Origin of the sequence: Mycobacterium sp., from assembly GCF_032162605.1 — a bacterium.
Lineage (GTDB): Bacteria > Actinomycetota > Actinomycetes > Mycobacteriales > Mycobacteriaceae > Mycobacterium.
The window spans coordinates 1-4,788 of the sequence record NZ_JAVROT010000403.1 but is presented as its reverse complement, the minus strand read 5'-3'; the positions used below and the strand labels follow the sequence as shown (position 1 = coordinate 4,788).

The window sequence follows — 4,788 nt, the reverse complement described above, 5'->3', positions numbered from 1 at the left end:
AAACGTGTGGAATTTCAGACGGCTCGGACGGTGGGCTCCGCTCGGGGTAACGGTTTCTCTGCAAGGGATCTGGGATCTCATGTATGGGCCGTGGCTGTACAACGTAATTCCGACGTTCGCCTGTATCGTTTTGCTGTTCTCGGCCATACACCTTCGTGGGCCGCGATCTGACTCGTCGATCGCGCGATGAAGCCCAGCGTGAGTGCGGTGATCGCCACGATGGGGCGGCCGTCTCTCACGCGCGCCGTGCAATCGGTTATCGAACAGACCTATCGCGTTGACGAGATCATCGTCGTCGCGGAGGCGGGCGTGACCACCTCTATCCCCGCCGACGACCGGATCGTGATGTTGACAAGCGATGACGAGGGCAACGCCTCTCGGAGCCGACAGTTGGGCATCGATGCGGCGAGTGGGTCGGTCATCGCACTTCTCGATGATGACGACGTGTGGTCGCCCACCAAGCTCGCTCGGCAACTAGCGGCAGCCGATTCTGTCGACGGTGATCATTGGATCGTGTCATCACGAATGTTGGTGCTGGGTCCCGGCACTCGGCAACGAAGGTGGCCGCGTCGACTCATCGAACCGGGAGAGTCTGTTGCGCAGTATCTGTTTCGCTTCCATGGACTGGGATTTGGCAACGCCAATTTGCAGACATCCACCCTTTGCTTTCCCACCGCTCTTGGCCGTTCGGTTCGATGGGGGGGCGCGGTGGATCTACCGCATGATGAGCCGAGTTGGCTGATCAGGGTGCAGCGCACCATTCCGGACCTCCACGTGATTCAACTGCCCGAAACGCTCAGCGTTTACAACGTCCATGGCAAATCAGTTTCTCGGGACCCGTCCGACCGTACCGACGCCTACATCCAATGGGGATTGAAATATCTCGGTGCGGAATCCCCGCGCCTGCTCGGCGACTATCTATGTACAAGTCCGGTCAGTGCAGCGGTGTCGGCCCGATCGTTGGGTGGGGTGCGGAGAGCGGTTTGGTCAGCGCTGCAACATGGCAGGCCGGGCCCCTTCGCGCTCGCGTATGCGGCCCTCAATGCGGCCAGGATCACGGGGCGTAACGCCGTGTCGGCATTGCGTCGATGACGAGCCAGGGCCGTCTCGCGCCCGAGGAGCGTCGAGCGGTGCTCCACGGCACGCTTTACCGAATCCTCGGCACACCGGTAGTCGCTTTGTTGGGGCTGGCGAACACGGCAATCATCGTCCGCGAAACCGGCCAGGCGCTGTTCGGTTTGGTTTCGCTGGTCGCGACGATCGCGTTGGTCTTTCCCTTCGCTGATCTCGGGATCGGCGCGACGGTGCTCAGTGCCAGCGCGACGCTCGTCGGCGGAAACCGCGACCAGAACGCTGTCGACGTAATCCGTCGCGCCTACCGAATGCTGTTCGGCGTGGCCGCTCTGCTCATTGCCGTCGCCCTCGGCGTCATGGCCCTAGACGGTTGGAGTGCTCTCGTCGGCTTCGCCAGTGGCCCTGATGATCGCTGGGCAATCACTGCCGCAGCGTGCGTCTTCGCGCTCACCATTCCCGCTGGCCTCGGGCTCCGAATTTTAGTCGGTCTCAATCGCAATTCGTTGGCCACGTTGGTGTTCATGAGCTGTCCGGCGTTCGGCCTCGGGTTGACCGTGTCCCTGTACACCATTGATGCCAGCGGAATCTGGTACGCAGTCTCTGCGTTGGGCGGTCTTCTCATTGGTCAGACGGTGGGCACGGTGTTGGCGCTGCGCCTGTCCGGGCTGGGATGGTCGGCGTTTTCCCGTGTATCGCCTTCCCGGACCGGTTCCCGCCTGCTTGCCGGCAGCATGTGGCTTTTCTTGGTCGGCGTTGGCCTACCAATTGGCTCGCAGGGCGGGCGACTCGTGCTCGCGCATTTCTCAACGCCTGAGGAGCTGTCGCGCTACGCGTTGATGGCTCAGATGTACGCAATCGGCTGGCAGGTCTTGTCTACCGCGGCGTGGGCTTACTGGCCGATCTTCGTCAAGAGGCGAGAAGCCGCCGATGTGAGCGTTCGAATGTGGCGGAGACTCACCGGCGTATTCGGTGCAGTCGGGGTAGTCAGCGCCCTGTGCCTGGTGACGCTCGGGCCATGGGTAGCGTCGGTGCTATCTGGTGGACAAATCGAGGTATCGGCTTGGCTCGCATTGGCATTCGGCGCCGTATTGGTGGGGCAAGCGTTGCACCTCCCGGCCTTAGTGCTGCTGACAAAGCCCGATGAGGCGCGGTGGCAAGCAATGTGGGCGCTAGCGATGGCCGTCATCAGCATCGGTCTGGGCTGCGCGGTGGCAATGAGGTTTGGCGCCGTGGGTGTGGCCTTTGCGTCTGCACTGGCCATCCTTGCAGTGCAGGTTCTTCCCGATCTGCTCTGGGTGCCTAGGCTCGTCCTTCGCCGTCCTGCTGTCGCCGGCGAAGGACCGTTGCCGTCGGAGCCACTACGGTGACTCCGGAGGGCACATCATCGATGACCGTCGCGTTCGCACCAATCGTCGCCCCCTCGTGAAGGGTTATCGGACCGATGATGACCGCCCCAGCCCCGACTCGGACGCCGTCATGCAGCGTCGGCCTACCCTTTGCGTTGTACCCAATGGTGACCTGCTGATTGATCCAGCAGTGGGAACCAATGGACTCGACGCTCACGACGGTACCGACACCGTGCTGGATGAATAGTGCGGGGCCGATCCGGTCGGCTTCGAGCACCAACGCGGTTGCCGGACGGTACAGCTTGTTCAGCACGAATCGCAGTGGCCATGGGGATGAGCGGAGTCGGTAATGAACGAGCGTTCGGAACTCGGTCAGCGCTGCAGTTAGATAAGCGAATCGCGAGTAGCGGTCGAGTGCAAGTAGATCGGGTTGGTCGATACATCTGATCCAGAAATCGATGTCCTCGACAACGTCCTCGGCGGCATTCGAGCGGATGACGATGCGCCACAACGGATACGCCCAAGCACGCGCAAAATGGAGCAACATCGTCCGCCGGTCCCGCACCATGAACCGATCATAGAGTGGAGAAGCGTGGTCATTTCAACAACCGGGTTGGATTATCGCCCGAGCATACCCAGCGGTCTGGTAGACGTACTGGAATATCCACGAGGGGAGCGATAGATCAGCTGAAATGGCCACCATCACCAACTCGCCGGTGAAGCATTGCTCCAGAATGAAACGGGCCCGGGACACGTGGGGCCGCAACGTGACAACGATGACCGTCCGCCATCCGTGTTGCGAAGCCAACCGCTGCAGCGCCCGCCCTTCCCCCTTCGTAGTCGGAGGGTCAGGGGTGAAGCAACTCAACTCGTACCGTGGCTGGGGGGTCGCGCAGAGACGCGTGAGCCACGGGTCGTTCTCGGCGTGCGGATTCGATATCACGACGTTGGGCGCCCAACCCGCCGAGCCCAGCTCGAGGCCGTAGGTGTACCTGGCGTAGTCCGGCCCGCCGAGAATCAGTATCGCGTCGACATGGCGCAGTCGATCGACCTGGGGTCGCACGTATAACGGCACCCCGGCGACCACGATCGTGATGAGCACTAGACAGAAAGCCGCCAGCACGCGCTTGATTCGGCGCCGATTTCCAGCCGGCTTCAGCATCGCTAAACCCGACCCGCGGCAAGCTGCACTGTGCAACCGGCCACCGCGGATACGTGGAGTGGACGCCTCATTCGGCTTTTCACCGTAGATATTCCCGACCGATGAACTGACATGCGCGTACAGTCAGGGCCATCAGCGTTAGCGTGTGATTCTGAAATCCCGATGAGACAAAGCACGCGCCGTCGGTGACGAACACATTGTCGGCATCCCAACATTGCCCAAAGGAATTCAATACCGAGTTGTTCGGACTCTCACCCATGCGGGCACCACCACTCTCGTGGATGGCTGCACCAGGCCAGTACGCGCCGTAGTCCGCAAAGACGCGAGATCTGAGCATTCGGAAGGCAATATTTCCGCGCCCGAGATCGAGGTTCGTGTCGACCGGCAGGCCGCCGGCGGCGGCAATTTCCGGCAGCCTCCGGCGCATGTGCGCGACCATGTTGACTTCATCCTCGGAATGAGTGCATTCGATCCTGGCCGCCGGAATGCCCCATGCATCCTTTTTGGTCGGGTCGAGTGAAATACGATTTGCGTATCGCGGCTGCATTTCACCCAGGGCGAACATGGCCCATGTCGGCTTACCCCGGCCTATCCCGATTTGAATTCCGTAACCGCCAGGAAAGTTCGTTGATTCCTCTTCGCAGAAGCTCGGGATGTAGAGTCCCGTCGCCGCAAAGTCGAACCCGTCTTCAAAGGGAGAATCCTCGGCATCTCTTTCAGATACCACACCGGTCTGCGTATACGCGACGTGGTCGCAAAGATAGCGACCGAGATGGCCAGACGATCCGCCGATACCCGACGGATGCCTTGTTGATGTGGAGTTCAGCAAGATTCGTACACTCTCGATCGCGGATGCGCAGAGAACGACTACCCTGCCGTAAATCGCGTGCGTAGTCGCCGCGGACCGGTCTACGTATTCAACGCCAGTCGCCTTGCCCGACCGATCGTCAATCAGCAATCGGCTCACGACAGCGTCTGTCCGAACGTCGAGGAGGCCGGTCCCTAGCGCGAGTCTGAGGGGTAGCGGAATTCGCTCGTGGTCGTATTTGACGGTTCTCCCGTGGGTCACGCGGATGTGGGGGAGTCGTTTCTCGACGTTGTTCAGAAACGCTTGTTCGATCTCTGTCGTCTTAGCAGGGCCGATGAAGTGGCCGTCAGGGCAGTTTGCGATGCCGGCGGGCGTTCCATGCACGCCAAGGGTTCGTT

At 61.1% G+C, this 4,788-nt stretch carries 5 protein-coding genes; 2 read left to right on the top strand and 3 right to left on the bottom strand.

Annotation, left to right across the window (positions count from 1 at the left end; all coding sequences use genetic code 11):
- Nucleotides 1–198: 198 nt before the first annotated feature.
- Nucleotides 199–1,092: a glycosyltransferase family 2 protein gene (locus QOI01_RS22920; protein ID WP_526385013.1), complete on the top strand. Its 894-nt coding sequence runs from the start codon at nt 199–201 to the stop codon at nt 1,090–1,092.
- The gene (locus QOI01_RS22915; RefSeq protein ID WP_526385011.1) at nt 1,089–2,441 is read left to right on the top strand and encodes a lipopolysaccharide biosynthesis protein; all 1,353 of its coding nucleotides are present in this window, start codon (nt 1,089–1,091) and stop codon (nt 2,439–2,441) included. The genes QOI01_RS22920 and QOI01_RS22915 overlap by 4 nt, the downstream gene beginning before the upstream one ends.
- On the opposite strand, the gene QOI01_RS22910 is transcribed toward QOI01_RS22915, so the two are convergent.
- The 3 genes from QOI01_RS22910 to QOI01_RS22900 form a co-directional block, all read right to left on the bottom strand.
- Nucleotides 2,374–2,967 carry an LbetaH domain-containing protein gene (locus tag QOI01_RS22910; RefSeq protein ID WP_526385015.1) on the bottom strand — a complete coding sequence of 198 codons (594 nt, stop codon included), beginning with the start codon at nt 2,965–2,967 and terminating at the stop codon, nt 2,374–2,376. The two genes, QOI01_RS22915 and QOI01_RS22910, sit on opposite strands and share 68 nt — an antisense overlap.
- A gap of 54 nt (nt 2,968–3,021) precedes the next feature.
- Nucleotides 3,022–3,582: a YdcF family protein gene (locus QOI01_RS22905; protein ID WP_526385009.1), complete on the bottom strand. Its 561-nt coding sequence runs from the start codon at nt 3,580–3,582 to the stop codon at nt 3,022–3,024.
- Between the two features lie 79 nt (nt 3,583–3,661).
- Nucleotides 3,662–4,788, bottom strand: a 1,127-nt coding sequence (locus QOI01_RS22900) for a GMC oxidoreductase (protein ID WP_526385007.1), incomplete at its 5' end; no start/stop codon positions are given.

Excerpts from the sequence above, each read along its gene's own strand:
- QOI01_RS22915 (WP_526385011.1), top strand. The coding sequence starts at position 1,089 with ATGACGAGCCAGGGCCGTCTCGCGCCCGAGGAGCGTCGAGCGGTGCTC.
- QOI01_RS22910 (WP_526385015.1), bottom strand. The coding sequence starts at position 2,967 with ATGTTGCTCCATTTTGCGCGTGCTTGGGCGTATCCGTTGTGGCGCATC.
- QOI01_RS22905 (WP_526385009.1), bottom strand. The coding sequence starts at position 3,582 with ATGCTGAAGCCGGCTGGAAATCGGCGCCGAATCAAGCGCGTGCTGGCG.